The 24,988-nt window shown below is 67.7% G+C and carries 26 protein-coding genes; 13 read left to right on the top strand and 13 right to left on the bottom strand.

Annotation, left to right across the window (positions count from 1 at the left end; all coding sequences use genetic code 11):
• Nucleotides 1-35 precede the first annotated feature (35 nt).
• Nucleotides 36-3,986 (bottom strand): GH92 family glycosyl hydrolase, encoded by a 3,951-nt coding sequence (locus E0H45_RS10700; protein WP_238154897.1) that lies wholly within the window; start codon nucleotides 3,984-3,986, stop codon nucleotides 36-38.
• A 236-nt stretch (nucleotides 3,987-4,222) separates the two neighbouring features.
• A complete protein-coding gene (locus tag E0H45_RS10695) occupies nucleotides 4,223-4,963 on the bottom strand; it encodes a helix-turn-helix transcriptional regulator (protein WP_131336579.1) in 741 nt (246 codons plus the stop codon).
• Between the two features lie 86 nt (nucleotides 4,964-5,049).
• Here E0H45_RS10695 and E0H45_RS10690 point away from each other — a divergent pair, with 86 nt between their 5' ends.
• The 3 genes from E0H45_RS10690 to E0H45_RS10680 are packed head-to-tail and all read left to right on the top strand — an operon-like array spanning nucleotide 5,050 to nucleotide 9,102.
• A complete protein-coding gene (locus tag E0H45_RS10690) occupies nucleotides 5,050-5,994 on the top strand; it encodes an LLM class flavin-dependent oxidoreductase (protein ID WP_130386415.1) in 945 nt (314 codons plus the stop codon).
• Between the two features lie 25 nt (nucleotides 5,995-6,019).
• Nucleotides 6,020-6,919 (top strand): NAD-dependent epimerase/dehydratase family protein, encoded by a 900-nt coding sequence (locus tag E0H45_RS10685; RefSeq protein ID WP_165546404.1) that lies wholly within the window; start codon nucleotides 6,020-6,022, stop codon nucleotides 6,917-6,919.
• Nucleotides 6,916-9,102, top strand: a complete 2,187-nt coding sequence (locus E0H45_RS10680) for a glycosyltransferase family 2 protein (protein ID WP_131336577.1) — start codon at nucleotides 6,916-6,918, stop codon at nucleotides 9,100-9,102. Before E0H45_RS10685 ends, E0H45_RS10680 begins: the two co-directional genes overlap by 4 nt.
• Here E0H45_RS10680 and E0H45_RS10675 read toward each other — a convergent pair.
• Nucleotides 9,014-9,475, bottom strand: coding sequence for a GtrA family protein (locus E0H45_RS10675; protein ID WP_131336575.1), 462 nt, complete (start codon nucleotides 9,473-9,475; stop codon nucleotides 9,014-9,016). The two genes, E0H45_RS10680 and E0H45_RS10675, sit on opposite strands and share 89 nt — an antisense overlap.
• Nucleotides 9,476-9,631: 156 nt before the next feature.
• On the opposite strand from E0H45_RS10675, the gene E0H45_RS10670 reads away from it, so the two are divergent.
• Complete coding sequence (locus tag E0H45_RS10670; protein WP_131336573.1) at nucleotides 9,632-10,786, top strand: NAD-dependent epimerase/dehydratase family protein; 1,155 nt, start codon at nucleotides 9,632-9,634, stop codon at nucleotides 10,784-10,786.
• Here E0H45_RS10670 and E0H45_RS10665 read toward each other — a convergent pair.
• From E0H45_RS10665 to E0H45_RS10645, 5 genes are read right to left on the bottom strand one after another with little or no spacing between them, the layout of a single operon-like run.
• The gene (locus E0H45_RS10665; RefSeq protein WP_131336571.1) at nucleotides 10,776-11,147 is read right to left on the bottom strand and encodes a VOC family protein; all 372 of its coding nucleotides are present in this window, start codon (nucleotides 11,145-11,147) and stop codon (nucleotides 10,776-10,778) included. The genes E0H45_RS10670 and E0H45_RS10665 overlap by 11 nt on opposite strands.
• Before the next feature lie 10 nt (nucleotides 11,148-11,157).
• The gene (locus E0H45_RS10660; RefSeq protein ID WP_131336569.1) at nucleotides 11,158-11,880 is read right to left on the bottom strand and encodes a methyltransferase domain-containing protein; all 723 of its coding nucleotides are present in this window, start codon (nucleotides 11,878-11,880) and stop codon (nucleotides 11,158-11,160) included.
• 34 nt (nucleotides 11,881-11,914) lie between these two features.
• Nucleotides 11,915-12,916 (bottom strand): alanine racemase, encoded by a 1,002-nt coding sequence (locus E0H45_RS10655; RefSeq protein ID WP_130386410.1) that lies wholly within the window; start codon nucleotides 12,914-12,916, stop codon nucleotides 11,915-11,917.
• A 4-nt stretch (nucleotides 12,917-12,920) separates the two neighbouring features.
• A complete protein-coding gene (locus E0H45_RS10650; RefSeq protein ID WP_131336567.1) occupies nucleotides 12,921-14,051 on the bottom strand; it encodes a lipid II:glycine glycyltransferase FemX in 1,131 nt (376 codons plus the stop codon).
• Nucleotides 14,052-14,105: 54 nt separating this feature from the next.
• Entirely contained in the window at nucleotides 14,106-15,029 is a 924-nt protein-coding gene (locus E0H45_RS10645; protein ID WP_131336565.1) for an SDR family NAD(P)-dependent oxidoreductase, read from the bottom strand.
• Between the two features lie 122 nt (nucleotides 15,030-15,151).
• Here E0H45_RS10645 and E0H45_RS10640 point away from each other — a divergent pair, with 122 nt between their 5' ends.
• Genes E0H45_RS10640 through E0H45_RS10630 form a run of 3 tightly spaced genes read left to right on the top strand, consistent with a single transcriptional unit; the run spans nucleotide 15,152 to nucleotide 17,668 of the window.
• Nucleotides 15,152-15,718, top strand: a complete 567-nt coding sequence (locus tag E0H45_RS10640) for a TetR/AcrR family transcriptional regulator (RefSeq protein WP_131336563.1) — start codon at nucleotides 15,152-15,154, stop codon at nucleotides 15,716-15,718.
• A complete protein-coding gene (locus tag E0H45_RS10635) occupies nucleotides 15,715-16,428 on the top strand; it encodes an SDR family NAD(P)-dependent oxidoreductase (RefSeq protein WP_131336561.1) in 714 nt (237 codons plus the stop codon). Before E0H45_RS10640 ends, E0H45_RS10635 begins: the two co-directional genes overlap by 4 nt.
• Before the next feature lie 31 nt (nucleotides 16,429-16,459).
• Nucleotides 16,460-17,668, top strand: a complete 1,209-nt coding sequence (locus E0H45_RS10630) for an MFS transporter (RefSeq protein WP_131336559.1) — start codon at nucleotides 16,460-16,462, stop codon at nucleotides 17,666-17,668.
• Here the strand turns inward: E0H45_RS10630 and E0H45_RS10625 are convergent.
• Entirely contained in the window at nucleotides 17,637-18,167 is a 531-nt protein-coding gene (locus tag E0H45_RS10625) for an NUDIX domain-containing protein (protein WP_130386404.1), read from the bottom strand. The genes E0H45_RS10630 and E0H45_RS10625 overlap by 32 nt on opposite strands.
• Before the next feature lie 28 nt (nucleotides 18,168-18,195).
• On the opposite strand from E0H45_RS10625, the gene E0H45_RS10620 reads away from it, so the two are divergent.
• A complete protein-coding gene (locus E0H45_RS10620) occupies nucleotides 18,196-18,738 on the top strand; it encodes a hypothetical protein (RefSeq protein ID WP_131336557.1) in 543 nt (180 codons plus the stop codon).
• Here E0H45_RS10620 and E0H45_RS10615 read toward each other — a convergent pair.
• Together E0H45_RS10615 and E0H45_RS10610 are read right to left on the bottom strand one after the other, a co-directional pair.
• A complete protein-coding gene (locus tag E0H45_RS10615) occupies nucleotides 18,731-19,534 on the bottom strand; it encodes a deoxyribonuclease IV (protein WP_131336555.1) in 804 nt (267 codons plus the stop codon). The two genes, E0H45_RS10620 and E0H45_RS10615, sit on opposite strands and share 8 nt — an antisense overlap.
• A 43-nt stretch (nucleotides 19,535-19,577) precedes the next feature.
• On the bottom strand, nucleotides 19,578-20,087 hold the full coding sequence (locus E0H45_RS10610) for an Lrp/AsnC family transcriptional regulator (protein ID WP_131336553.1): 510 nt from the start codon (nucleotides 20,085-20,087) through the stop codon (nucleotides 19,578-19,580).
• Nucleotides 20,088-20,181: 94 nt separating this feature from the next.
• Between E0H45_RS10610 and E0H45_RS10605 the strand changes: the two genes are divergently transcribed.
• The 5 genes from E0H45_RS10605 (at nucleotide 20,182) to rplI (ending at nucleotide 23,225) form a co-directional block, all read left to right on the top strand.
• A complete protein-coding gene (locus E0H45_RS10605) occupies nucleotides 20,182-21,300 on the top strand; it encodes an MFS transporter (RefSeq protein WP_131336551.1) in 1,119 nt (372 codons plus the stop codon).
• A gap of 197 nt (nucleotides 21,301-21,497) precedes the next feature.
• Nucleotides 21,498-21,788: a 30S ribosomal protein S6 gene (gene rpsF / locus E0H45_RS10600; protein WP_130386399.1), complete on the top strand. Its 291-nt coding sequence runs from the start codon at nucleotides 21,498-21,500 to the stop codon at nucleotides 21,786-21,788.
• A 64-nt stretch (nucleotides 21,789-21,852) separates the two neighbouring features.
• A complete protein-coding gene (locus tag E0H45_RS10595) occupies nucleotides 21,853-22,458 on the top strand; it encodes a single-stranded DNA-binding protein (protein ID WP_131336549.1) in 606 nt (201 codons plus the stop codon).
• 72 nt (nucleotides 22,459-22,530) lie between these two features.
• Nucleotides 22,531-22,764: a 30S ribosomal protein S18 gene (rpsR, locus tag E0H45_RS10590; protein ID WP_012924539.1), complete on the top strand. Its 234-nt coding sequence runs from the start codon at nucleotides 22,531-22,533 to the stop codon at nucleotides 22,762-22,764.
• 14 nt (nucleotides 22,765-22,778) lie between these two features.
• Nucleotides 22,779-23,225 (top strand): 50S ribosomal protein L9, encoded by a 447-nt coding sequence (gene rplI / locus E0H45_RS10585; RefSeq protein ID WP_131336537.1) that lies wholly within the window; start codon nucleotides 22,779-22,781, stop codon nucleotides 23,223-23,225.
• Between the two features lie 72 nt (nucleotides 23,226-23,297).
• Here the strand turns inward: rplI and E0H45_RS10580 are convergent, their stop codons facing one another.
• Together E0H45_RS10580 and E0H45_RS10575 are read right to left on the bottom strand one after the other, a co-directional pair.
• Nucleotides 23,298-23,489 carry a hypothetical protein gene (locus E0H45_RS10580; protein WP_131336535.1) on the bottom strand — a complete coding sequence of 64 codons (192 nt, stop codon included), beginning with the start codon at nucleotides 23,487-23,489 and terminating at the stop codon, nucleotides 23,298-23,300.
• Nucleotides 23,486-24,904 carry a hypothetical protein gene (locus E0H45_RS10575; RefSeq protein WP_131336533.1) on the bottom strand — a complete coding sequence of 473 codons (1,419 nt, stop codon included), beginning with the start codon at nucleotides 24,902-24,904 and terminating at the stop codon, nucleotides 23,486-23,488. Before E0H45_RS10575 ends, E0H45_RS10580 begins: the two co-directional genes overlap by 4 nt.
• Nucleotides 24,905-24,988: the final 84 nt, after the last annotated feature.

Here is a 24,988-nt window from a genome sequence, read left to right as displayed (position 1 = left end):
GGGCGACGGCAGCTGCCGCCGCCCTCGGGTCATGATCAGCCGTAGTTGCGGTCGATCGACTGGGACGGGGTCGGGCTCGGCTTGGTCTCGGCGACGCGCTTGTCACTCGGGTGGGTCCCGGTCTCGACGCCCTTCAGTGTGCCGAGGAGCTCGATCTCGGACAGCGTGACGCCGTCGGCGCCCGCGGCCGGGGTGAGCACCAGCCGGTACTGCGTGTACGCCTTGGGCCCGCTGATACTGAAGGACCTCGTGTACGACGCCCACGGCCAGCTCTGCCCGGTACGGCGGTCGACTGTCGTCCACGTCGTACCGTCGTTCGAGCCCTCCAGCGTCCACGCCGACGGAGCAGTGCCGGTCGCACCGCTTGTCAGCGTGTACATGCCGACCGGACGACCCTGTGGCAGGGCGACTGTGACCGCCGGCTGGGCACCGGTCAGCGTGACCTGTGTCTTCGAGTCGTTGTCGATCAGCGCGGAGACGTCGGTGCCACCCGCACCGATCACCGCGCCGGTGTCGGAGGTTGAGTCCCGCCAGGTCGTCGGGTCCTCGCCCGGCTTGGTGATCGACGGCGGGGCGTCGTTCCGGCCGGTGCCCCACTTGGTCGGCTGGTCGGTCATCTCGAACTCGATCTTGCCGCCGTTCGCGATCAGGTCGTGCGGCAACGCGGTCGAGGTCCAGTTCTTGCCGTTGACGCGAACGCTCTTCACGTAGACGTTCTTCGACGAGTTCTGCGGTGCGCTGATCACCAGCTTCTTGCCACCCGCCAGCCGGACCGTCGCCTTGGTGAACAGCGGCGAGCCGATCGCGTACGACGGTGAACCGACCTGCAACGGGTAGAAGCCGAGCGAGCTGAACAGGTACCACGCCGACATCTCGCCGTTGTCCTCGTCGCCCGGGTACCCCTGCCCGATCTCCGAGCCGGTGTACAACCGCGACAACGCCTCACGCACGAGAGCCTGCGTCTTCCACGGCTGCCCCGCCACGTCGTACATGTAGGTGATGTGGTGCGACGGCTGGTTGCTATGGCCGTACTGCCCCATCCGGACGTCACGCGCCTCGAGCATCTCGTGGATCGTGCCGCCGTACCCGCCGGTGTGCAGCGCGTCTTCCGGCGTACTGAAGAACTCGTCGAGCTTCTTCGCCAGACCGTCGCGGCCGCCGTAGATCGCGGCCAGGCCGGCCCCGTCCTGCGGGGTGGAGAACGCCATGTTCCACGCGTTCGTCTCGGTGTAGTCGTGGCCCCAGTCCCGCGGGTCGAAGGTGCTCGGGGAGTAGCCCCAGACACCGTCCGGTCCCTTGCCCTGGAAGAAGCCCACCGTCGGGTCGTAGAGCGTGACGTAGTTGCGGGCCCGGTTCAGGAAGTACTTGTAGTTGTCCAGGTACTCCTGCTTGCGCGGGTCGTTCTTCTTCGCCTTGTCGTACAGGGCCTTCGACATGTTCGCGATGCCGAAGTCGTTGATGTAGCCGTCCATCGACCAGCTGAAGCCCTCACCGGTGGTGTTGGCCGTGTAGCCGTTGAACGTGGACAGGTCCATGCCCTTGCGGCCGACGTTCTGCGAAGGCGGTACGACGGACGCGTTCTTGACCGCCGCGTCGTACATCGCCTGGACGTCGATCCCCTTGATGCCCTTGAGGTAGGCGTCCGCGAAAGCGACGTCGGACGACGTACCGACCATCAGGTTCGCGTAGCCGGGGGAGGACCAGCGGGAGATCCAGCCGCCGTCCTTGTACTGCTGGACGAATCCGTTGACCAGATCCGCCGCCTCGTCCTGGGCGAACAGCGAGTACGCCGGCCACACCGTGCGGTACGTGTCCCAGAACCCGTTGTTCACGTACGTCTGACCGGCCACGATCTTCGAACCGGTCGTGGTCGGGGTGTCGGTGCCCACCTTCGGCGAGGTCGGCGACGCGTACGTGATGACCGGCTTGTCTTTGGATCCAGTGTTCTCGGAGCCGTTGTTCGGGTAGAGGAACAGCCGGTAGAGGTTCGAGTACAGCGTGGTCAGTTGGTCGGCCGTCGCGCCCTCGACCTCGATCGTGCGTAGTTTGGTGTCCCACGCGGCCTGCGCGGCGTCCTTGACCTTGCTGAACTTCGATCCCGCGGGAAGCTCCAGTTCCAGGTTCTTCCGGGCCTGTTCGGTGCCGATCAGCGACGTGGCGAGCCGCAGCTGTACCTGGGTGGTCTTGGCGTCGAACGTGTAGTAGCCGCCGACGTTCGCGCCGCCGCCGTCGGACAGCTTGCCCGAGGCAATTACCTTCTGGTCCACGACGCCGTACACGAAGAGGCGGCCGGCGCCGGTGGACAGGCCGCTCTTGATGTCGCTGTACCCCGTGACCACACCGGTTGCCGGGTCGAGCGTCAGCCCGCCGCTGTTGTTGACGTTGTCGAAGATCAGCGACGCCTTGCCGGCCGGGAAGCTGAACCGCAGCACCGCGGCGTGGTCGGTAGGCGCGATCTCGGCCGCGTTCCCGTTGTCGAACGTGACGCCGTAGTAGTACGGACGCGCGATCTCGTTGTCGTGGCTGAACGACCAGGCGCGAACCTTCCGGTCCGCGGTGGGCGTGGCGGCCGTTGACGGCATCACCTGGAAGGTCTGCCGGTCGCCCATCCACGGGCTCGGCTCATGGCTGATCGACAGTGCCTGCATGGTCGGCTTGTTCGCCTCGTTGTTGCCCTTGGCGTAGTCGTACAGCCAGGACGTCGACCCGGCGTTCGTCACCGGCGTCCAGAAGTTGAAGCCGTGCGGTACGGCGGTGGCCGGGAAGTTGTTGCCCCGCGAGAAGCCGCCGGTCGCGTTCGTGCCGCGGGTTGTCAGCGCGAGATCCGACGGGTGCTTGGCCGCGGTCTTCTGCGCCGCGCGGTCCGGGTTGATCGCCGCGGCGATCCGGACGTCGTCGATCCAGCCGCGGAACTCGGCCGGTCCGGACGGCTTGTCGTACCCGACCAGGATCCGCGTGATCGTCTTGCCGGCGGCAACCTTGCCGAGGTCGGCCTCGATGTTGTTCCACTGGTTCGTGTAGAGCGCCTTGGAGTCGCCCTGGCCGCGGGGGCTCAGCTCGAAGCCGTGGTGGTCCTTGGCCTTCAGGTCGCTCAGGTAGGTGCCGTCGGAGAACGCCAGGTCGAGCGCCGCGTACGTGCTCGGGTAGCTGAGGTCGCCCTCGACGTGCTCAGGGAAGATCTTGTACGACAGGCGGGTGTCCTTGCCCACCTTCAGGTCGACGTCGGACACCTTGTTCCAGGTGTACCCACGGCCTTCGGCGTCCTGGTGCCCGGCGTACCGGAAGGACTTGACGCCGGTGAAGCCGACGCGGGCGCGGGCGTTGTAGGCACTGGTCGGGCCGGAGTCGAGACGCGACTCGGCGACCGGACCGGGTGGCGGCAGCGGGGCGCCGTTCGACAGGTACCAGTCGGCGAGCTGGACGATGTTCTCACCGTGGTTCAGCGTGATGTCCAGCTTGAAGTAGCTGTACGCCGTTTCGTTGGCGAAGCTGTACTCCTTGGTCTGGAACCGGTTCTCGAAGCTCTGACCGGTCTGGGTGTCCAGCGTGGTCCACGTGGTGCCGTCGTTCGAACCGGAGATGGTCCAGTTCTGCGGGTCGCGGCCGTCCGCGTCGTTCGCCGAGGTCAGCGCGTACTTCTTGATCACCACCGGGGCCGAGGTCTGGTAGACCAGCCAGCCGGTCGGCTCGAACACCAGCCACTTGGTGAACTTGTCACCGTCGGCGACGTTCGTGGCGATCTCGCCGCCACCGGTGTTCTCGCCGTTCGCGGTCACCTTGGTGACCTTGTCCATCTCGCTGCCGCCGATCCCGGTCGGCGTCGGGCCGCGCACCCCGTCGGTGCGGGGCTTCCCGTCCGGGCCGGTCTCGACGGCGTCGGTGTAGCCCGGCTGTGGCTGGCCGGGCTCGAACGAGGTGAAGTACGACGAACCGCTGACCACCGGCTGCTCTGAGGCAGCAGGTGACGCGGCATGCGCTGGCGTCATGGCAGTAGACATTGTCATAACGAGCCCGAGCGACGCGACGAGCCCCAGTGGGCGGCGGAGATCCATCTACGCTCCTTGCACGGCCGGGCACACGGCCGCCCGGTTCCACGGCCGACCGCGCACCGAAATGATCACGCGGCCCCGATGACAAGGTTGTCAGCCCGCGTTTCGCGGGAATCGTCTCCCGTCGATCACGCCTGGTCAAGACCTCGTCGCCGACAGTCGCGGACCACAATCTACCCGGCGGTGAACTGCCGGAGCGCCTCCGCGGTCAGTGAGTCGACGGGGAGGAACGCCTCCAGCTTCAGCTCGCTGAGGGTGACGTCAACGGCGGTGGCGAACGTGGTGACCGTCGTCATCAGCCGGAGGTCACCGCGCGACGTCCGCAGTTCCAGCGGTACGGCGAAACCGAGCGTCGCGCTGCCCTGGTCCGGCGGTGGAACGTACGACGAGAGTTCGGCGTACAACGCCGAGTCGCGATCGAGCCGATGGAGGATGTGGCGGGCCCACTCCGCGAGGTTGCCGATCCGCGGCGCCAGGCCGTCCGGATGCAGGGCGAGCCGGTACACGTTCTTCCCGAGGCCGGTCAGGCCGGGGTCCGCGCCCTCGGTCAGCAGGCCGAACGCGCCGTTCGCGGCGATCAGGTCACCGGCGCGGTCGACGATCAGGGCGGGATACGGCAGGTGACTGTCCAGGATGTGTCCGAGCGCATCCCGGGCGGGCGCGAGGTCGGGGTCCTCCAGACCGCGCTCGGGCGACACCGGGGCGTAGCCGGCGGTGAGCAGGAGTTCGTTGCAGTCGCGCAGCGGCAGCTCGAGCGACTCGGCCAGCCGGACCACCAGGTTCCGTCCGGGCGCGGACCGTCCGGACTCGAGGAAGCTCAGGTGCCGCTGGGTGGTACCGGCCCGCACGGCCAGTTCGAGCTGGCTGAGACGCCGCCGGCTGCGGTGCTGACGGAGTGCGGCGGGGAAGTCCACGCACTGGTTATAGCCGCGCCGGCGGTCGGATCGCCATTCCCGGCAGGGAATTGTGGCGATGCCCGCGGCGCAGGAGCATCCTGCCCATGGACATCGGCATCCTTCTCCCGACCGGCCAGGCGCAGTGGGGCGGTGGCGACCCGCGGGAACTGATCGCGTTCGCCCGGCGCGCCGAGCGGCTGGGCTTCTCCTCGTTGTTCGTCAACGACTCGTTGATCAGTCCGCGGATCGAGGCGCTGACCATGCTCGCCGCCCTCGCGTCCGCGACCGAGCAGGTGACGCTGGGGACCGGCGCGTTGCTCCCGTTCCTGCGCCGACCGGTCCAGGTCGCGCAGTCGGTGGCCTCGATCGACCTGCTCTCCGGCGGCCGGCTGGTCGTTGCCGTCGGCGCCGGGTTCCCCGGGCGGTTCGGGCGGCCGTTCTACGCGCTGTCCGAGGTGCCCTGGGAGCGTCGCTTCGCCCGGCTCGACGAGACGGTTTCGCTGTGGCGAGCGCTCTGGGCCGGTGAACGCTCGTACCACGGGGAGATTCTGCGCTTCGACGACCTGCCGCCGGCGACCTCGCCGTACCGTCCGGATGGTCCGCCGATCTGGCTCGGCGGTGCCACTCCCGCGGCTCTGGCTCGAACCGGCCGGCTGTACGACGGCTGGTTGCCCTATCCACCCGATCCCGCGGACTACCGCGCCGGTCTCGCTGACGTACGACTGGCCGCCACGGAGGCGGGTCGTGACGGGAACGACATCACTCCCGCCCTGTTCGTCACGGTGCGCGTCGGGGAGGACTCTGTCGACGAGTACGCCCGAGCCACCTACGGCTTGCCGGCAGAGGAACTCGAGAAGATTCAGGCCGTGGTCTCAGGTACGCCGGCACAGGTGCAGCGAGATCTCGCCCGCTATCTCGCCGCAGGTGCACGCCACCTCGTGCTCCGCCCGGCAGCTCTCGACTTCCCCAGCCTGTATGACCAGTTGGAGCAACTCGCTGCACTCATCCCCGCGCTCCGGGCAGAGGTGGCCGCCGGGCTCTCGGCCTGAGACGAGCGCGGGTAGGTTGGAGCGTATGGACGGACGTGTGCTGGTCACCGGGGCCTCGGGGTTCATCGGGCGTGCCGTGGTGGCCGTCCTGCGGGGGCGGGGGGTGTTGGTTACTGCGGTGGATCGGGAGCCGCCGGATTCCTCGTGGGATGACGGGGTGCATGTGGTGACGGGGGATCTTGCGGAGCAGGAGACCTGTGTTGCGGCGTTCGAGACGCGGCCTACGGCGGTGGTGCATCTGGCGGCGTTGACGTCGGTGTTGCGGTCGGTGGATGCGCCGATGCAGACCTTTGCGCAGAACGTGACGATCACGCAGGTCCTGCTGGAGTTGAGCCGCGGGAGTGGTGTGGACCGGTTCGTGCTGGCGTCGACCAATGCGGTGGTGGGGGATGTCGGTACGTCGACCATCACGGCGGACCTTCCGCTGCGGCCGTTGACGCCGTACGGCGCGACGAAGGCGGCGGGTGAGATGTTGCTGTCGGCGTACTCGGGGAGTTACGGGATGGCGACCGCGGCGCTGCGGTTCACCAATGTGTACGGGCCGGGGATGTCGCACAAGGACAGCTTCGTGCCGCGGATGATGCGGGCGGCGTTGAGCGGTACCGGCGTCCGGGTGTACGGCGACGGGAAGCAGCGGCGGGATCTGGTCTTCATCGACGACGTGGTGAACGGCGTACTGCTCGCGCTGGACAGCAAGTTCGACGGGCGCGCGATCATCGGATCCGGGCGGTCGGTGTCGGTGCTGGAGATGATCGACGCGGTGCGGGCGGTGACCGGATGCCCGGTGCCGGCCGAGCACATCGAGGCGCCGGCGGGCGAGATGCCGGCCGTGGTCGTGGACATCACCAACGATCTCGGCTACCGGCCGACGGTCACGCTGGAAGACGGCCTGGCCAAGACGTGGCAATACTTCAAAACCCAGTGAGCAAGCTTCGAAGGACAGTGCGGAAGCACTGGCTGCTTGCCGTCTTCCTGGCGGCAGGTCTGGTACTGCGCGTCCTCGCGACCGTCGCGTACCGGCCCGCGATCATCTACACCGACTCCGTCCAGTACCTGACCAACATGGGCGAGCTGAGCCCTGACCAGCTCAACCCGATCGGGTACGACTTCGTGCTCGGCCCGCTGGTGGCGATCGGTGGACTGACCTTCGTCGTGATCGTGCAGCACCTCGCCGGCCTGCTTCTCGGTGTCGCGATTTACGCACTGGCCCGCAGGCTGACTGTCTACCGCTGGCTGGCTGCGTTGGCCGCCGCGCCGATTCTGCTCGACGCGTACCAGGTGCAGATCGAGCAGAACATCATGGCCGAGACCACGTTCGACGTGATCCTGGTGGCGATTCTCTGGCTCCTCCTCGCCAAGGGCGCGCCGGGCTGGCGGCGGGCGGGTGCCGTCGGTGTGCTCGTCGGCGCAGCCTTCACGGTCCGCGCGATAGGCCTGGTCCTGCTGATTGCTGTGGTGCTCTGCCTGATAGTCGCCTGGCGCGGACGTCGCCTGGAGGTCGTACGCCGTACCGCTGCCGCCGTCGCAGGATTCGGTGTCGTCTTCGCCGCGTACGCCGGCTACTACCACGCGGAGACCGGCCGCTGGGGTTTCACCGGCGCCGAGAACCAGGTGCTGTACGGGCGGACCGCCACGGTCGCCAACTGCGACAAGCTCCCGCTCGACGAGGGCACGCGGCTGTTCTGCCCGAAGGAACCGCTCGGCCAACGCCTCGGTGTGGACAGCTACGCCCACAACCACTACGGCGACCCGAACTGGCCCGGCCCACTTCCACCCGGTACGACGAAGCGTCAACTGGCGACTGAGTTCGCACACCTCGTCATCAAGCACCAGCCGCTGGACGTGACGTGGGCAGCGCTGAAGGACTTCGCGAAAGGTTTCGCGCCCACACGCGCTACCTCACCCGACGACGTACCGCTGGACCGTTGGCAGTTCCAACTGACTTACCCGAACCTCGAAGACCCCAACACCGCAAAGGCTGCAGTGAAATGGGGAGGGTCGGAGCCGCACGTCTCCCACGTACCTGCGGTCATTCTGCGCACCTACCAGCTCCACGGCGGCTACACGTCCGGCACACTGCTCGCACTGTGCGTGCTGATCGCTCTTGCTGCAGTAGCACGGGCTAAAGAGCTCCGGTCGGCCACACTGTTCCCTGTAGCGGCCGGTGTGATCCTCCTGCTCGGCTCAGCTGCGTTCGAGTTCTCCTGGCGCTACCAGCTGCCCGGACTGGTGTTCTTCCCGCTCGCAGGTGCCATCGGTCTCCGGGCTCTGCTCGGCAGGGACCAGGCACGACCTGCGATGGCGGACTTCCCAGACGCAGTGGATTCCGAAGCAATAAAGGACACGCCGAACTTCGCGCCGGTCGTCGTAGTCATTGCTGCGTACAACGAGGCCGGCGGCATCGGTCAGGTTCTCACCGACATGCCGCGGACCTGCGCCGGCCTCCCGGTCGACGTCCTGGTCGTTGTCGATGGCGCGACCGACAACACGGCCGAAATCGCCCGTGAGCACGGGGCGTACGTGTGTGTTGCCCAGAGCAACCGTGGTCAGGGCGCGGCGCTCCGGCTCGGGTACCACCTGGCAGCACAAGGCGGAGCGCAGTACATCGTCACAACGGACGCGGACGGTCAGTACGACAACGGCGAGCTGGAGACCCTCATGGAGCCGATCCTGCTCGACCGGGCCGACTTCGTCACCGGATCGCGCCGCCTCGGCGCGGAGGACGCTGACAGCAGGCTGCGCTGGGTCGGCGTCCGGGTGTTCGCCGTACTCGCGTCGATCCTGACCCGCAAGAAGCTGACCGACACGTCGTTCGGGTTCCGCGCGATGCGGGCCGAGCTCGCGACGGCGGTGACGTTGCGTGAACCGCAGTACCAGTCGTCGGAGCTACTGCTGGGCGCGCTCGCGCTCGGCGCCCGCGTGGTGGAGCTGCCGATGACGATGCGCCGCCGTGGCGACGGGAGCAGCAAGAAGGGCCCGGGTGTCGTGTACGGCGCGAACTACGGGCGGGTGATGACGACTACGTGGCTACGGGAGTACGTGCTTCGACGGGGTCGGCAACAGTCTTGGCGAACACCAGCCGGTCGAAAAGCACGAACTTCACAATGAACAGCACCGCATAGGTCGCGAGGTACGACCCGGTGACCAGCAGCGTCTGCCACGCGTGGGACTCGATCGGCTGCACCAAGTGATCGGCCACTGACGTGACCACCGCGGCGATAACCGCCGACGCGACCACGATGATTGTGTACGGCAACTTCTGCCCGGTGCGGCCCCAGGTCCACCGACGGTTCAGCAGGTAGTTAGGCACCACGCCGGAGATCCAGGCGACAAGGCTAGCGACAATCGCCGCCGTGCCGAACCAGTAGCACAGAGCGAACGCCAGCTGGCTGACCACGGTGGCGATCACGGAGGACGCAGAGTACTTCGCCCACAGCAACAATCGGCTGCGGGAGAGATAGGCCTTGGTGAGTACGCGCATCCCGTCCTATTCTGCACCCCCGCACCAGCCGGCGTCAGTACGCCGGAAATTCTCAGCCGATTACCAGCGAATAGGTGGGGCTGGTCACGTTACTGGAGTGCGTACTCGGGATAGGAAGGACTGTGACGACGTTTCCCGACGGAAGGCGGCCGAGCCGTGCGCGTACTCGTCCTGGGCGGTGACGGCTACCTAGGGTGGCCGACTGCACTGCACCTCTCCGACCGTGGCCATGACACGGCCGTGCTCGACAACATGGCCCGGCGTGGTTACGACCGCGAGCTGGGCGTCCAGAGTCTGGTCCCGATCGAGGATCTCGAAAGTCGGGTCGCGGCCTGGGAAGAGGTCTCCGGCCGACGGATCCCGGCGTACGTCGGGGATCTGCTCGACGCGGACTTCGTCTACCGGGTCGTGCGGGAGTTCGCGCCGGACGCGATCGTGCATTTCGCCGAGCAGCGCGCCGCGCCGTACTCGATGATCGACCGCGAACACGCTGTCTACACCCAGCACAACAACGTGGTCGGCACGCTGAACCTGATGTACGCCATCGCCGAGACCAACCCGGACATCCACCTGGTGAAGCTCGGCACGATGGGTGAGTACGGCACGCCGAACATCGACATCGAGGAAGGCTGGCTGGAGGTCGAGCACAACGGCCGCAAGGACCGGATGCTCTACCCGAAGAAGCCGGGCTCGTTCTACCACCTCAGCAAGGTGCACGACTCGCACAACCTCGAGTTCGGCTGCCGGATCTGGGGGATGCGCGTCACCGACCTCAACCAGGGCGTGGTGTACGGGCAGCAGACCGACCAGACCGTGCAGGACGCGCGGCTGGCGACGCGGTTCGACTACGACGCCGTGTTCGGCACGGTGCTCAACCGGTTCGTCATCCAGGCAGTGCTCGGGGAGCCGCTGACCGTCTACGGCAGCGGCGGGCAGACCCGCGGGTTCCTGGACATCCGGGACACCGTCGAGTGCATCCGGCTCGCGGTGGAGAACCCGGCGGCCGCAGGTGAGTTCCGGGTCTTCAACCAGATGACCGAGAGCTACTCGGTGTCGCAGCTCGCCGGCTTGGTCGCCGAGTGCTTCCCCGGCCCGGTCCAGGTCGAGCACCTGGACAACCCACGGGTCGAGCAGGCCGAGCACTACTACAACGTCAAGCACACCGGTCTGGTCGGCCTCGGCCTCCAGCCGCACCTGCTCTCGGACACGCTGATCGAGTCGATGTTCGACATCGTCTCCGCCAACAAGGACCGCGTCGACGCGGCCGCACTCCTACCAACAGTCCGCTGGCAGGGCCACCTCAAGCGGTGAAGAAGCAGAAGATGTGACCGGCCGGGTCGGCGTACACCCGGACGTCGGGCTGTGGCTGGAACTTCATCAGCCGCGCCCCGGCGTCCACCGCCCGCCGGTGCGCCGACTCCAGGTCGTCCACCAGAATGTCCAGGTGTAGCTGCATCTGCTGGACGTCGGTCTGACTCGGCCAGGTGGGCGGCTGATAGTTCGGCTCGAGCTGGAACGACAGGCCGGTCGTGCCGTCTGGATCGGTCGCCGTGACCCACGTGTCGTCGTGGGCGTTCAGCTCCCAACCGAGCACCCGGCTGTAGAACTCACCGAGCGCTCGCGGGTCGGGCGCGTCCAGTACGACGCCTTTCAACGCGTATTTGTGGTCCATCTACCGCACGCTAGCGGCGTGCTCCGACAAGAAGTGTGGGGATGACGGCGAGGAAGCGGCCGCGGCGGCCGCGGCGGGACTGTTCGGCGAGCCAGCTGTCGGCGTCTTCCTGGGTGATCAACGCCTTCTCGACCGCGGCGTCCGAGGCCGACTTGAGTTGTGGCGCCATCTCCCGGTAGTCCGTGACGACCTCGGTGTGTACGGCGACTTCGACGTCGTGGAAGTTCTCGTCCAGGAGGACGTCGCGGAGCGTTCGGGTGGCGCGTGGGGACACCGTGCGCGACTCGAGGCCGAGGCGGATCACGTCGGTCAGGTCCTGGTCGGAGCTGTCGATCAGGACGAAGCCGTAGTCCTGTCCGCCGAGCACGATCCGCCCGCCGGGACGCAGAACTCGATAGGCCTCGGCCACCGTCGGAGCGGAATCCTCGAGCAGATGGAACAGCCGTAACGCGCGGTAGCCGTCCATCGACTCGTCCTCGAGCGGCAGCTCATCGGAATGTGCCACGTGAAACGTCGCCCCGGGCGCCCGCTCCCGGGCTGCCTCGACGGCGTCGGGATCGGCGTCGATCCCGGTCACCTTCAGGCCCTTCTTCGCCAGTTCGGCCACCGCATGACCCGCTCCGCACGCGACATCGACGCAGGTCGCGCCGCGTTTCAGCGCCACCATCCGGTACGACGCCGCACGCAACTCCGCCGCCCCGGGCCGCTCCTCGATCCGCTCCAGAAACCTCATACAGTCCACGCTGCAACTTCAGGTGGACCTGAAGTCAATCCATCGACACCTTGTCGAACGTCGTGGTGGTGTAGCGGACGTCGAGGTCGACCTCGTCGCCCACTGCGGGCGGGGCGACCGACGACGGGAGGAACAGCATGCTGGCTTGCATGTGCGGCGGTTCGGCGAACCAGCGCTGCTTGCCCTCGATGGTGAACGGCGACAGTGCCATGCCGGCAGCGTCCAGGCTGCCCTTGGCCATTGCGATCGCGCGTTGCCGGACGCTCGCCGCTGCGGTCGGTGCCTCCAGTCCCACGCCGTGCGCCGTACCGCCGGACACGATCAGGATGTGCCCGTCGCCGCTGACGCGGCGCTGCCGGTAGCCGACGCGCTCGCCGCGGCGGACCGAGTGGACGTCGAGGACCGTCGCTCGGACCGAGAGCGCGCCGCGGTCACCGAGCCACAGCCCGGTGCCCATCCGGAGCTTCACGTCCGGGCCGATGTCGGCCAGCTTCTGTGCCGGTACGTGCGAAACCCACAGCGTGCCCTTGCGGACGTCGAGGGCTGCCTTCGCCAGTTGCTGAGCCTCGCGGAGGTTGGCCGACGTACCGCCGGCGCCCATCGGGAAGTGCAGCGACCAGCCCTCGAACCGGATCCGGTCGAGCGCGTTCAGCAGCATCGTGTGCCGCAGTTCGCGGGCGCCGATACCGTGCCGGCGCATCGAGGTCATCACCTCGATCAGCACCCGGCTGCCGGCCGGGATCGAGACCAGATCGGCCAGCCGACTGACTGTGTGGATCACGTTCTTGCTCTGCGGCACCTCGAGGAACGGCCGCCACGGCGACAGCACCACGACGTCCTCGCGCGGATCCGCGGGAACCTCGAAGTACGTGCCGACCGCGACCGTTCGCGCGCCGAGTGCGCGGGCCTCTGCGAACAGCCGGTGGTTGCCGAATCCGTACCCGTTGCCCTTGGCGACCGGGACGATGTCGGGGTTCCACGTGGAACGCAGGTGATCACGCCATCGATCGGAATCGACGTGCAGGACTAGGGGCATGGTGTCAACGCCGTCTCATGTAGAGGTCGAATGCGGTGTAGAGCGCCTTGTTCAACGGCAGATCCCACTCACCGACGTACTCGACGGCTTCGCCGCCGGTCCCGGTCTTGAACTGGATCAACCCGACGTGCGGGTCGTTCGGGTCCAAGGTGTCGGTGATGCCCCGTAGGTCGTACACGGACGCGCCCGCCGCGAGCGCGTCCGACATCATGCGCCACTGGATCGCGTTCGATCCGCGGACGTCTCGTTTGGCGGTCGAGCTGGCACCGTAGGAGTACCAGGAGTGACCGCCGACCCGGACCCAGATCGTCGATGCGACCAGGTCGCCCTCGTGATGGGCGTTGTAGATCCGGAAGTCACAGCAATCGGCCGGCTGGTTGGCCATCGCGGCGTACATCTTCTCGAAGTACGGCAGCGGCCGCGGCGTGAAGTGATCGCGCTCGGCGGTCTCGACGTACAGCTGATGGAAGGCCTTGATGTCCTCGGTCCCGCCCTGCGTCACCTCGACGCCGGCCTTGTCGGCCTTCTTGATGTTGCGCCGCCAGAGCTGGTTCATGCCCTTGAGCAGGTCCTCCGGGGTGCGGCCGGCCAGCGGCACCTGGAAGACGTACTGCGGTTGTCCGGCCGCGAACCCTTCCGCGAGCCGGGGTGATTTCCAGCCCAGCTTGCGGAGCTTGTCGGCGACGGTGGCGCCGGACGGCTCGATCACGTCCGGCCGGACGTCGCCGAGGCGCGGCTGCTGCCCGCCGGCGATCGCGTCCTTGATCGTCTGCGCGGTCCAGCGTCGGGTTGCCACCGGCGGACCCATCCGGATGCCGAACGCGCCGCGCTCCTGCAGGTGGGCGGCCAGCGGGCGCAGGTAGCTGCCCAGATCGATCGCGTCCCAGTCGATCACCGGGCCTTCCGGCAGGTAGGCGAGGTACCGCTTCACCTTCGGCATCTGCCGGTACAGCACCAGGCCGACGCCGACGAGGTTGCCGGGGTTTCCCGATTCGTACCAGCCGAGTGACTCCGCCTTCCACTCGCTCTTCACCGCCGCCCAGCCCGGGGTCTGCAGGAAGCTCGCCGACGGCTGGGCCGCGATGTAGGCGGCGTGCTCGTCCGCGGAGATGGTCCGAATGCTCAAGTCACTCACGGTGGGTCAGGTTACCGGCCCAGCCACATGAACCGTAGCTGAGCCGGTTTCTGATCAAACCTGTGCGAGCAGCTTCTCCGACAGCTCCCACAACCGAGTGGCCGACTCCGGATCGAGCGCGTACTCCGCGACGCCGTGCATCGGATCGCCTTCCGTCAACGGCAGCGCCTCGTTGTTGTCCTCGAAGTAGCGGCCGGTGACGCCGTCGACGAGCGGCGAAGCGGCCAACAGGACCGACGTCGACGCGCCCTGCTCGACGGTCTTCCACTCGAAGCGGTCCCACTCCCTCTGCACGTCCTCAGGTACGTGCCGCTGCAACGCGGTCCGGATCCCGCCCGGCATCAAGGCGTTGGCGACGATGCCGTCACTCGCCCAGAGCTTGGCAGCCTCGACTGCAAACAGGATGTTGGCCGTCTTGGACTGCCCGTACGACGCCCACTCCTCGTACGGCCTGTTCTCGAAGTGGATGTCCTCGAACACGACGTCCGAGTTGTGATGCGCACTGGAGCTGACGGACACGATCCTCGCGGACCCGGCTGCCGCGAGGGCGTCGTACAGGCCGAGCGCGAGGCCGAAGTGGCCGAGGTGGTTGGTCGCGAACTGGTGCTCCCAACCCTCCGGCGTCCGGTTCAGCGGCTCGGCCATCACGCCGGCGTTGTTCACCAGGATGTGCAGCGGACCGTCCCAGGTGGCGGCGAAGGCGCGCACCGAGGCCCGGTCGGCGAGTTCGATCGGTGCGACGAAGACGTGGTTGTTGCCGGTGGTCTCGATGATCTGGGCAGCGACGCGTTCGCCGGCCGCGGTGTTCCGGACGGCGAGGGTGACCTCGGCGCCGGCAGTGGCCAGGGCGCGAGCGGTCTCGACGCCGATGCCGGAGGCGCCGCCGGTGACGACGGCCCGGCGACCGGTCAGGTCGACGCCGGCGATGACGTCGGCCGCGGTGGAGTCATGCGTGAAAGGAGTGGTGATCCTGCTCATCAGGTCGGTTCCTGTTCTACGAGCTACGCTTTAACCGGAGGAGCCTCCGGTAATTCCAGTTAAGCGGAGGCACCTCCGGTTATCAAGTCCGCTAGGTTGTGGGGTCACGGGAGGTGGGGGAAATGACCGGCATCAGCGAGCGTCCGCTGCGCGCGGACGCCCAGCGGAACCGGGACCTGATCGTGGCCGCCGCGGCTCGCGCGTTCACGAAATGCGGTCTGGAGGCGACGCTGGAAGGGATCGCGAAGGACGCCGGGGTCGGCATCGGCACCCTCTACCGGCACTTCCCGACCCGCGAGCTGCTGATCGAGGCGGCGTACCGGAACGAGCTGGCCGCAGTCTGCGACGCGTCCGTGGAACTGCTGGAGCAGCTACCGCCGGACCAGGCGCTGCGGGCGTGGATGGACCGCTTCATCGACTACATGGCCCGCAAGCGCGGCATGGCCGACGCGCTCCGAGCGGTCTTCGCGTCGGGTGCGAACCCGTACGCGCAGAGCCTGGAGCTCCTTGTCGGTGCGGTGCAGCCGTTGCTCGACGCGGGTGCTGCGGCCGGCCAGATCCGGTCGGACATCTCGGCCTCGGACATGCTGGTCAGCATCGGTGGCGTCGGTGGTGCCGCCGCCGACGACCGCGAGCAGGCGGGTCGTCTGCTCGATCTGCTGATGGACGGCCTCCGGTACCGCGCATGAAGGTTGCTTTGGTGACCGGATCGGCGTCCGGCATCGGAGCGGCGACCGTACGGCGGTTAGCCGCGGACGGGATGACCGTCGCGGTGCATTCGCGATCCAGCCGGTCCGCCGGAGAGTCGTTGGCCGCAGAGCTCGGCGGCTCGTACCACCAGGCCGATCTTGCTGACGACGCGGCCGCTCAGGCATTGGTGCCGGAGGTGGTGGCCGAGCACGGGCGTCTCGACGTACTCGTGAACAACGCAGGCATCAGCTGGCCGGTCCCACACGCAGACCTGGACGGACTGACCGCGTCCGACTGGCGGCAGCTGCTCGACGTGAACCTGATCGCACCCTGGCTGCTGTGTACGGCGGCCCTCCCGACGCTCCGCGAGTACGGCGGCTGCATCGTCAACGTGACAAGCCATGCAGGCGTCCGACCGAAGGGAAGCTCGATCGCGTACGCCGCCTCGAAGGCCGCGCTCAACCACGTGACGAAGCTGCTGGCTGCCGCGCTCGGACCCGACGTACGTGTCAACGCGGTCGCACCCGGACTCGTCGATACGCCACTCACCGAGTCGTGGACCGAGGCGCAGGATCTGTGGAAAACCTCGAGCCCGATGCGTCGCGCCGCCCAGCCGGCGGACGTCGCCGACCTGATCTCGGCAGTTGTCCACAACAGCTACCTGACCGGTGAAGTCATCCTGCTCGACGGCGGCCTGAACCTGCGCTGAATCTGTCGGCGCCGACTCTTACGATCGCGGGATGTCTTTGGGTCGGGACTTCCGTCGGTTGTGGGTCGCGTTCACGGTCAGTGCCTTCGGATCGGCGGTGGGGCTCGGCGCGTTGCCGTTGGTCGCCGTACTCGCGTTGGACTCCAGCACGTTCCAGGTCTCGATGCTCGCCGCGTTGTCCGCGGTGGCCGGCGCGGCGCTCGCACTGCCGATGGGCGACTTCATCGAGCAGCGGCGGAAGCGGCCGGTGATGATCGCGTCCGACCTGGTGCGGTTCGCCGGCCTGGTCTCGGTGCCGGTCGCGGCGGCGTTCGGCGTACTGACATATGCGCATCTGTGTATTGCGGGCGTCCTTCAAGCGGCCGGTACGATCGCGTTCCAGTCGGCGAGTGGCGCGCATCTGAAGGCACTGGTGCCGGCCGAGGGGCGGGCGGAGGCGAACAGCCGGTTCGAGCAGACGAACTGGGTCTCGCTGAGCATCGGTCCGGCGGTCGGCGGTGTGCTGGTCAGTCTGGTCGGTGCGACCGTCACGCTGGCGGTCGACGCGGTCTCGTTCCTCGGATCGGCGCTCGGTATCCGGCGGATCCAGCAACCCGAGCCGGAGCCGGTGAAGCGGGAGGGCAAGCGCGACATCACGGCCGGATGGCGGTACATCCTGCGGCACCGCGGGCTGCGCATCCTGTTCTGGAACTCGCAGCTGTTCGGTGGGCCGGTGATGATGACGTCGCCGTTGCTGGCGGTCTTCATACTGCGGGATCTCGGGCTGTCCGCGTGGAGCTACGGGGTGATGCTCGGTGTCTCCTGCATCGGCGGGGTGATCGGCGCGCGGATGGCGCCGCGGCTCACCCGGCGGTACGGACTGCAGTGGATGCTGCTGGTGTTCGGCGTACTGCGGGCGCCGTGGCTGCTCCTCTTCCCGCTGGCACCGCACGGGTGGGGCGGGTTCGTGCTGCTCACCGTGGCGGAGACGGGGTTGCTGGTGGGAGCAGGTGCGTTCAACCCGTCATTCGCGACGTACCGCATGGAAGTCACCGAGGACAGGTTCATGGCGCGGGTGGTGGGGTCGTGGTCGATCAGTTCGCGGTGCGTGCAGCCTGCGTTCATGGCGCTCGGCGGTGTGCTCGCGACGGTGGTCGGGATGCGCGGAGCGCTGTGGGTCGCGGGCATCTGCTGCACGCTGAGCGCCGTACTGCTGCCTTGGCGGGCGGCTAAACCAGCTGCATTGCCTGAGCCAGTCTGACGATCGAGCCGACTTCTTCGGGCTGCCCGTCCAGGTACGCGGCCGCTTCGTCCGGCGGCAACACCAGTACGTCGGTGACCTGTTCGCCGTCCTCGGGGTTCGTCGGCTCCTGCTCGATGACGACGTCCGCGACGTAGTTCGCCCAGTACGAGACCGGGTGCGGGAGGTGTGGACGGTACGGTCCGGGGCGGCGGTGGTCGGCGCGGTGCGCGCCCAGCCAGGTGAGTGGACCGGTCAGCCGGGCACCGGCCTCCTCGAGCAACTCGCGGTGGACGATCTCCTCGATCGTCTCGCCCGGTTCGCGGGTTCCGCCGGGCAGGAAGCGCCAGCCCAGATCGTTGGTGCAGACAACGATTCCGCCGGTGGTCCGGCCGACGACGTGGACGTTGCTGATCAGCTCGTCCGGTGGCTGCTCGACGGTGTACCGGACGTCGAGGTCGCCCCACTCCCAGTAGCCCGGTGCGAACAGGTCGGGGAACCGCTCCGCCCAGGTCTGCATAACCTCATTCTGCGCTACCGTCGCTGCCATGGTGCACCCTGACCCCGACCCCAAGCCCGCCGCGGCCGCCGACTCCGAGCCGGTCGCAGAAACCGAGGCGGCCGCACGGGTCGAGGCGGTCGCCGAGCCCGAGGACAAGAAGGACGACGAGGACCTCGGCGACGAGGAGGAGGCCGAGCCGACGCCGGATCCCGAGAAGGCCCGGAGTGCTGTCGACCGCCTGATGTGGACCAGCACCTGGTTGACCGTCCTGGTCGGTGTGTTCCTGCTGTCCGGCATGCTCCAGGCCGACGGCGGTTACAACGTCCTCGCCTGGCTCGGCGCGGTGGTGGCGATCCTGGGCCTGCTGTCGCTCATCGCCGCGTATGCCGCCTGCGCGCTGAACCGCATCACGCTGCGGACCAAGGTCGTCGGCCCCGCCGACCTGTTCCAGGTCAGCACCCTCGTCGTCGTGGCCGTCGTGATCTGCGGCCTGCTCGTGCCGGCCAGCAACAGCGCCGCGCTCGCGATCCTGCTTCCCTGGGCCGTGAGCTACTGGCTGCACGGCCTGACGAAGGCCCCGACTACGTGAGGTGCGCCCGCAGGTAGTCGAGGTCGGCCTTCTGGCCGTTGTCGGCGTTCGGGGTCTCGACGACGACCGGGGCGCCGGCGGTCTGCACGACCGCGACGATGTCGGCCGGGTCGATGTGCCCGTCCTCGAAGTTGCTGTGCCGGTCCGCGCCCGAGCCGAACTCGTCGCGGGATCCGTTCGCATGCACCAGGTCGATCCGCCCGGTGATCGCCAGCACCCGCTCGACGATCGTGGGCAGCTCCTCGCCGGCCGCGTGGAAGTGGCACGTGTCCAGGCAGAACCCGACGTTCTCCAGCCGGTCGTTGCCCGACGACTGCACCGCGTCCCAGAGCCGCGCGATCCGCTCCAGCTGCCGGGCCATCGCGTTCTCACCGCCGGCCGTGTTCTCGATCAGCAGCGGCACCGGCAGCTCCGCGCGCTCGATGCACTTACGCCAGTTGTCGAACCCGGCCTCCGGATCGTCCTCGTCGCCGACGTGCCCGCCGTGCACGATCACGCCCTTGACGTCGATCTCGGCCGCCTTGTCGAGCGTCTGCTGCAACAGCTTGCGGCTCGGGATCCGGATCCGGTTGTTCGTGTTCGCCACGTTCAACCGGTACGGCGCGTGCACGTAGAGGTCGACGCCCGCGGCCGCGGCCCGCTCCTTCAGCGCCGCCTCGCCGTCGGCATACGCGAGCTTGGGCGCCTTGTAGTCCTGCGGATTCCCCAGGAAGAACTGCACCAGGTCAGCCCCCCGATCGGCCGCCTCGGCCAACGGGTCCTCCTGGTCCACATGCGCACCAAGCTTCACAGTCATACCCACCACCCTAGAACCGCCCACCGACAAACTCTTCAGCAGCTCAATCCGCGTCGGTCGACCAGCCGGCGGAGCGGGTTATCTTGCGTTGGCCGGGGGGTGGGGGCTGGACGGGGCGGCCTTCGAATTCTGTGGACAGGACGATGTGGGTGTTCATCTCGCCGTGTTCGCCGAGGCGTTCGAAGAGGCCTTCGAGGTGGCGCATCGAGGTGACACGGACGCGCAGCATCGAGCAGGAGTTGCCGCTCAGCTTGTGGATCTCCAGGACCTCGGGAAAGTCCTCGGCGCGGGTGGTCTTGAGCAGGCAGCGTCCCGTCGTACAGCGCATCTGGACGAAGGCGGACAGCGGCTGGCCTGCCTTGCCCGGGTCCACCTCGGCGCGGTAGCCGGTGATCACACCGGCCTCCTCCAAGCGTCGTACCCGGTCCGCCACCGCCGGCGGCGAGAGATTGACCCGCTTGCCGAGCTGGTTGAACGACAGCCGGCCGTCGGACTGCAGCGCAGCCAGGATCTGCCAGTCGGTGGAGTCCAGTTCGCGCTCCTGAAAGGTCATCTGTCCAGAACACCTTCGATATCGACGGTGCACAAGGGCAGACGCCTTGCTTCGGACATTCATCGGAGCGAACAGCCTTTCTAGCGTTATAGGCATGCTGATCCCCGTCGTTCTCGCCGCCGCCCTGATGAACGCTGCGATGGTCGCCGCCAGTGCGGTGAGCGCCATCCAGATCGCCGACGACCTCGGTCCGGCGCTGGCCGGGCTCCCCAACACCGCAGGTGTCCTGGGCACCGCTGCCGGCGCCATGGCGGTCGGCCGTTGGACATCCCGGTTCGGACGCGCACAGGCTCTCCGGACCGGGTACGGCGTCGGCGTCGCAGGCGGAGCGTCCACAGTCCTCGCTGCTGTCGGCGCACCGGTCGCACTGCTCTTCGTGGGCATGTTCCTGCTTGGTGTGGGCAACGCGGCGAGCCTGCTCTCGCGGTACGCCGCCGCAGACGCCGTACCGCTTGCTCAACGGGCACGTGCGATGAGCACCGTGGTCTGGGCCAGCACACTCGGCGCAGCGGGCGGACCGTTCTTCATGGCGCCATCACAATCGTTCGCCTCCGGGTTCGGCCTGCCGGCGATCGCAGGTCCGTTCCTGCTTGCTCTGGCCGCGGTCTTCGCCGCGCTGGTGGCGTCGACGTACATCCGGCGTACCAACGCGACCGCCTCACCACAGGTCCGTCAGGCGTCCGGCGGGCGACCTGTGTTGCTGGCGGCCGGGGTGATGATCGTGGGGCACCTGGTGATGGTGTCTGTGATGACAGCTGTCCCTGTGCACACGCACCAGCACCACGACGGGCTGGGGCTGCTGGGGGTGATGCTGTCTGTCCACACCTTGGGGATGTTCGCTCTGTCTCCGTTGACCGGTTGGTGCATCGACCGCTTCGGACCGCGGGTGGTGACGCTCGCGGGACTGGTCGGGCTGCTCGTGTCCGCGGTACTGGTCACCCGGAGCGGCCTGGTCTTCACGCCGGCGCTGTTCCTGCTCGGGTACGCGTGGAATCTCTGCTACCTCGGCGGCAGCGCCCAGCTGGGATCGGCCGAGCTGGAGAGCCGCGTGGAGTCGTCGATCTGGACCGTCGCCGCGCTCGCCACGGCCTCGTCGCCGTGGTTGTTCACGCTCGGCGGGTTCCCGGTCCTGGCGGTCGTGTCGGTCGTTCTCGTCGTACCTTTGCTTGTGCTGGTGACGCGCCGATCTGAGCTCGCTGTCGCGGCGCGATGACGCGGAGTGGCCGGAACAGGCCTGTGGATATGGTCAGTCGGCAGTCCGAACGCTGGTATTCTCTTTGACGTGGCCCGGTCCATCGACCGGGCTCGTTGCTTGGCGTCGGCGGCAAGTGCCGGCGTGGAGCAGACCGCATCGCCCTCCTGCCACGGAGAGACCGTGGCCGCCAAGTCCGAAGGAGGTGGAGTTCGCGCATGCGTCGTTATGAAGTCATGGTGATCCTCGACCCGGAGCTCGATGAGCGCACCGTGGAGCCGTCCATCGACCAGTACCTGAACATCGTCCGCAAGGAAGGTGGCACGGTCGAGAAGCTCGACATCTGGGGTCGTCGCAAGCTTGCTTATGACGTGAAGAAGAAGTCCGAAGGCATTTATGCCGTCGTCGACCTGACCGCCGAGCCGGCGGTGGTGAAGGAGCTCGACCGTCAGCTCACGCTGAACGAGTCGATCCTGCGCACCAAGGTCATCCGGCCGGACCAGCACTGAACCTCGGGCGTCAGGTGGTCTGGCGTCACACCACCCATCGTCTGCAGTACAGGAGGAAGTTGTCATGGCCGGTGAACCACCCATCACTCTGATCGGAAACCTGACAGGTGATCCGGAGCTGCGGTTCACGCCGTCCGGGGCCGCGGTCGCGAACTTCACGATCGCCTCTACTCCGCGGACGCTGGACCGGCAGAGCAACGAGTGGAAAGACGGCGAAACCCTCTTCATCTCGTGTGCCGTGTGGCGGCAGGTCGCCGAGAACGTCGCGGAGTCGCTGACCCGCGGTTCCCGGGTCGTCGTGCACGGGCGCCTGAAGGCGCGCAGCTACGACGACCGCGACGGGAACAAGCGCACCGTGTTCGAGTGTGATGTCGAAGAGATCGGCGCCAGCATGCGGTACGCGACGCTGAAGATCTCGAAGACGTCGCGTTCCGACGGTGGCGGTTTCGGTGGCGGCGGCAACCAGGGTGGCGGTGGCTACCAGGGTGGCGGCGGCCAGGGCGGCGGCAACCAGGGCGGTAACTACGGCGGCGGCCAGGGTGGCGCCCCGCAGAACGACCCCTGGGCGACCCCGCAAGGTGCAGGACAAGGCGGTGGCGGCCAGTCCGCCCCGCAGAACGACCCCTGGGCCAGCCAGGGCGGCGGCTCGACGGAGGAGCCCCCGTTCTGATCGGCCCGCAATTCCGTTAGTGACCATTCCGGCATCCGTGCCGGGCTCTGGAAGTAGGAAGAGAGCACCACAATGGCCAAGATCATTCGGAAGCCGAAGAAGAAGGTCTGCGGCTTCTGCAAGGACAAGGCGACGTACGTCGATTACAAGGACACCGCGCTGCTGCGCAAGTTCATCTCGGACCGCGGCAAGATCCGCGCCCGCCGGGTGACCGGGAACTGCGTGCAGCACCAGCGCGATGTCGCGACCGCTATCAAGAACGCTCGTGAGGTGGCCCTGCTGCCGTACACGAGCACCGCTCGCTGAGGGAGGCGCGGACCATGAAGCTCATCCTGTCTCAGGAGGTCGAGGGCCTCGGGGCTCCCGGCGACATCGTCGAGGTGAAGGACGGCTACGGCCGTAACTACCTGGTTCCGCGCGGCCTGGCCATCGGCTGGACCCGCGGCGCCGAGAAGCAGATCCAGACGATCAAGCGGGCGCGTGACGCCCGGTCGATCCAGGGCAAGGAGCACGCGAGCGAGGTCAAGAACCAGCTCGAGCAGCTCTCCGTCACCCTGGCCGTCAAGGCCGGCGACACCGGCCGCCTGTTCGGTTCGGTCACCCCGGCCGACATCGCCTCGGCGATCAAGTCCGCCGGCGGTCCGCTGGTCGAGAAGCGCGCGATCGCGATCGCGTCGCCGATCAAGACCACCGGCAAGCACCAGGTTGCCGTCCAGTTGCACCCCGAGGTGGCCGCCACGGTCCGCCTCGAGGTCGCGGCCGGCTGATTTCTGCCTGAACGTTCAAGGCCCGCGTTCCCCGGTCGGGGGGCGCGGGCCTTGTCGTTGCCGGAACCGCTCTCAGGTCTTTGCGGGCTTCGGCCAGTCGACGGGCTGCGGCTCGGCCACCTGTCCACTGGACGGCTGGATCTTGGGCCAGTCGACCGGCTCCGGCTCGACGCTGTCGGCGAGCGCCTGGGAGGGCGCCAGCAGAACGCCGACGGCGATCAGTGCGGTCGTGACCCGCGCCGCGCGGCGCGTTCGACGGTTCATTTCGCCGGATCCAATGCGTAGAGGACGGAGTTGTACACGAGGACAGCGCGCTTGCCGACAACACCCCACGGCCGCGTGGTGCCCTCGTTCATCGGGTAGGTGTTCCAGTTCGGCGACACGGCGTACAGCTTGCTGCTGATCGTGCCGTAGAGCATCGATCCGCTGACCGACAGGGGCTGGAAGCCCGGGAGCCGCCTGGTGTTGTTCTTGGTCAGGGTGAGGTTGACCAGGCACTCACCCCAGGCACCGAACTTGCGGTTCGGGTCGGGGACCCAGTCCCAGCCGTCGGTGTCGCCGTTGCGTACCGTTCCGCAGCTCGCGACCATCTTGCCGCTCGCGGTCGAGTGCACCGCCGGGATCGCCTCTTCCGCCGGGTTCTTGGCGTTGGTCCACAGGGCCTGGACGTAGTCCGGGCTCGCCGAGACCACCTGGATGAGCTTCCCCGCGCCACCTGGTGGCTGCAGATTCACGGTGAGGATCTGCTTGCCTGGCTGCGTCCAGTAGAGCGGGCCGAGGTACTGCGCCATCAGCGTGCGGTCGCCTTCGGCGAGCAGGATCGTGGAGCTCCGCGGCTGATCCGGCGCTGCCTTGAGCTCGCCGCCCGAGATCACCATCGCCCCGGACTCGTCGCCCAGCAGGACCAGCGGCGACTTGCCGAAGAACTGCACCTTGGCGCTGTCCGGCAACTCGATCGTCTTCGCCTCGGCGCCGCCGCCCGCCCAGTAGTACAGGGTGTCCGGCGTCGCGATCGCCAGTACCTGCTTGCCGTCGATAGTGGTATAGACCGGGTTCTCGGCGTCTTTCGGCACCTTGTCCTGCCACAACACCTTGCCGTTGGCATCGAACACGGCGACCTTCTCGTCGGTCGTCAGGATGGCGACCTCGGTGCCGTCCGGCTTGATCGCCGGCGTGCTGTCCTCGGCGAGGTCGACCGTCCAGCCCGCGTGCGTCGAGTAGCCGGTCGGCTGGGTCTTGGGGGCGAACTCGTCCGGGTGCACGTTCGGCCCGGGGAGCTCGGGCAGCTTGGGCGACTCGGTCACCTGCGGCTTGCCTTCGCCGAGCTTGCTGAAGACGGTGATGTACAGCGTCGTACCGGCGATCAGGACGACGGCCACGGCCATCGCGAGCACGATCGGCCAGATCGGCTTCTTGCCCTTGCGGGGGTCGGTGTCGATCGCGTCGACCTGGCCGTCCGGATGGATGACCAGCGGCCAGGAGGCACCGTCGGCCTCGACCGCGGTCGCCTTCACGGCGCGGCCCAGCTGGGCGGCCTGCTCGGCGACGAGCTGGATCGCCGCCTGTCGCGGATCGTGGTGGTTGACCGGGTGACTGCGCCCGGCGATCTTCACCTCGGCGTTGTGGTCGTCGTACAGCCGGATCGTGACCTTCGGCCAGGAGGGGATCTTCTCAGCCACGATGTCCTCTCATTCCCGCCACAGGTCTCCCTCGTTCATCAGCTTCCGGCGTCCACGTTCTAGCATGTCCCCCGCATGAGGGCA

Origin of the sequence: Kribbella soli, assembly GCF_004331345.1 — a bacterium.
Taxonomy (GTDB): Bacteria; Actinomycetota; Actinomycetes; order Propionibacteriales; family Kribbellaceae; genus Kribbella; species Kribbella soli.
The sequence above is the reverse complement of the archived record's forward strand: the minus strand, read 5'-3'. Positions and strand labels throughout refer to the sequence as shown.

Coding starts and splice junctions, on each gene's coding strand:
- E0H45_RS10700 (WP_238154897.1), bottom strand. CDS start 3,986: ATGACGCCAGCGCATGCCGCGTCACCTGCTGCCTCAGAGCAGCCGGTG.
- E0H45_RS10690 (WP_130386415.1), top strand. CDS start 5,050: ATGGACATCGGCATCCTTCTCCCGACCGGCCAGGCGCAGTGGGGCGGT.
- E0H45_RS10685 (WP_165546404.1), top strand. CDS start 6,020: ATGGACGGACGTGTGCTGGTCACCGGGGCCTCGGGGTTCATCGGGCGT.
- E0H45_RS10675 (WP_131336575.1), bottom strand. CDS start 9,475: ATGCGCGTACTCACCAAGGCCTATCTCTCCCGCAGCCGATTGTTGCTG.
- E0H45_RS10665 (WP_131336571.1), bottom strand. CDS start 11,147: ATGGACCACAAATACGCGTTGAAAGGCGTCGTACTGGACGCGCCCGAC.
- E0H45_RS10660 (WP_131336569.1), bottom strand. CDS start 11,880: ATGAGGTTTCTGGAGCGGATCGAGGAGCGGCCCGGGGCGGCGGAGTTG.
- E0H45_RS10655 (WP_130386410.1), bottom strand. CDS start 12,916: ATGCCCCTAGTCCTGCACGTCGATTCCGATCGATGGCGTGATCACCTG.
- E0H45_RS10645 (WP_131336565.1), bottom strand. CDS start 15,029: ATGAGCAGGATCACCACTCCTTTCACGCATGACTCCACCGCGGCCGAC.
- E0H45_RS10640 (WP_131336563.1), top strand. CDS start 15,152: ATGACCGGCATCAGCGAGCGTCCGCTGCGCGCGGACGCCCAGCGGAAC.
- E0H45_RS10635 (WP_131336561.1), top strand. CDS start 15,715: ATGAAGGTTGCTTTGGTGACCGGATCGGCGTCCGGCATCGGAGCGGCG.
- E0H45_RS10630 (WP_131336559.1), top strand. CDS start 16,460: ATGTCTTTGGGTCGGGACTTCCGTCGGTTGTGGGTCGCGTTCACGGTC.
- E0H45_RS10625 (WP_130386404.1), bottom strand. CDS start 18,167: ATGCAGACCTGGGCGGAGCGGTTCCCCGACCTGTTCGCACCGGGCTAC.
- E0H45_RS10620 (WP_131336557.1), top strand. CDS start 18,196: ATGGTGCACCCTGACCCCGACCCCAAGCCCGCCGCGGCCGCCGACTCC.
- E0H45_RS10615 (WP_131336555.1), bottom strand. CDS start 19,534: ATGACTGTGAAGCTTGGTGCGCATGTGGACCAGGAGGACCCGTTGGCC.
- E0H45_RS10610 (WP_131336553.1), bottom strand. CDS start 20,087: ATGACCTTTCAGGAGCGCGAACTGGACTCCACCGACTGGCAGATCCTG.
- E0H45_RS10605 (WP_131336551.1), top strand. CDS start 20,182: ATGCTGATCCCCGTCGTTCTCGCCGCCGCCCTGATGAACGCTGCGATG.
- rpsF (WP_130386399.1), top strand. CDS start 21,498: ATGCGTCGTTATGAAGTCATGGTGATCCTCGACCCGGAGCTCGATGAG.
- E0H45_RS10595 (WP_131336549.1), top strand. CDS start 21,853: ATGGCCGGTGAACCACCCATCACTCTGATCGGAAACCTGACAGGTGAT.
- rpsR (WP_012924539.1), top strand. CDS start 22,531: ATGGCCAAGATCATTCGGAAGCCGAAGAAGAAGGTCTGCGGCTTCTGC.
- rplI (WP_131336537.1), top strand. CDS start 22,779: ATGAAGCTCATCCTGTCTCAGGAGGTCGAGGGCCTCGGGGCTCCCGGC.
- E0H45_RS10580 (WP_131336535.1), bottom strand. CDS start 23,489: ATGAACCGTCGAACGCGCCGCGCGGCGCGGGTCACGACCGCACTGATC.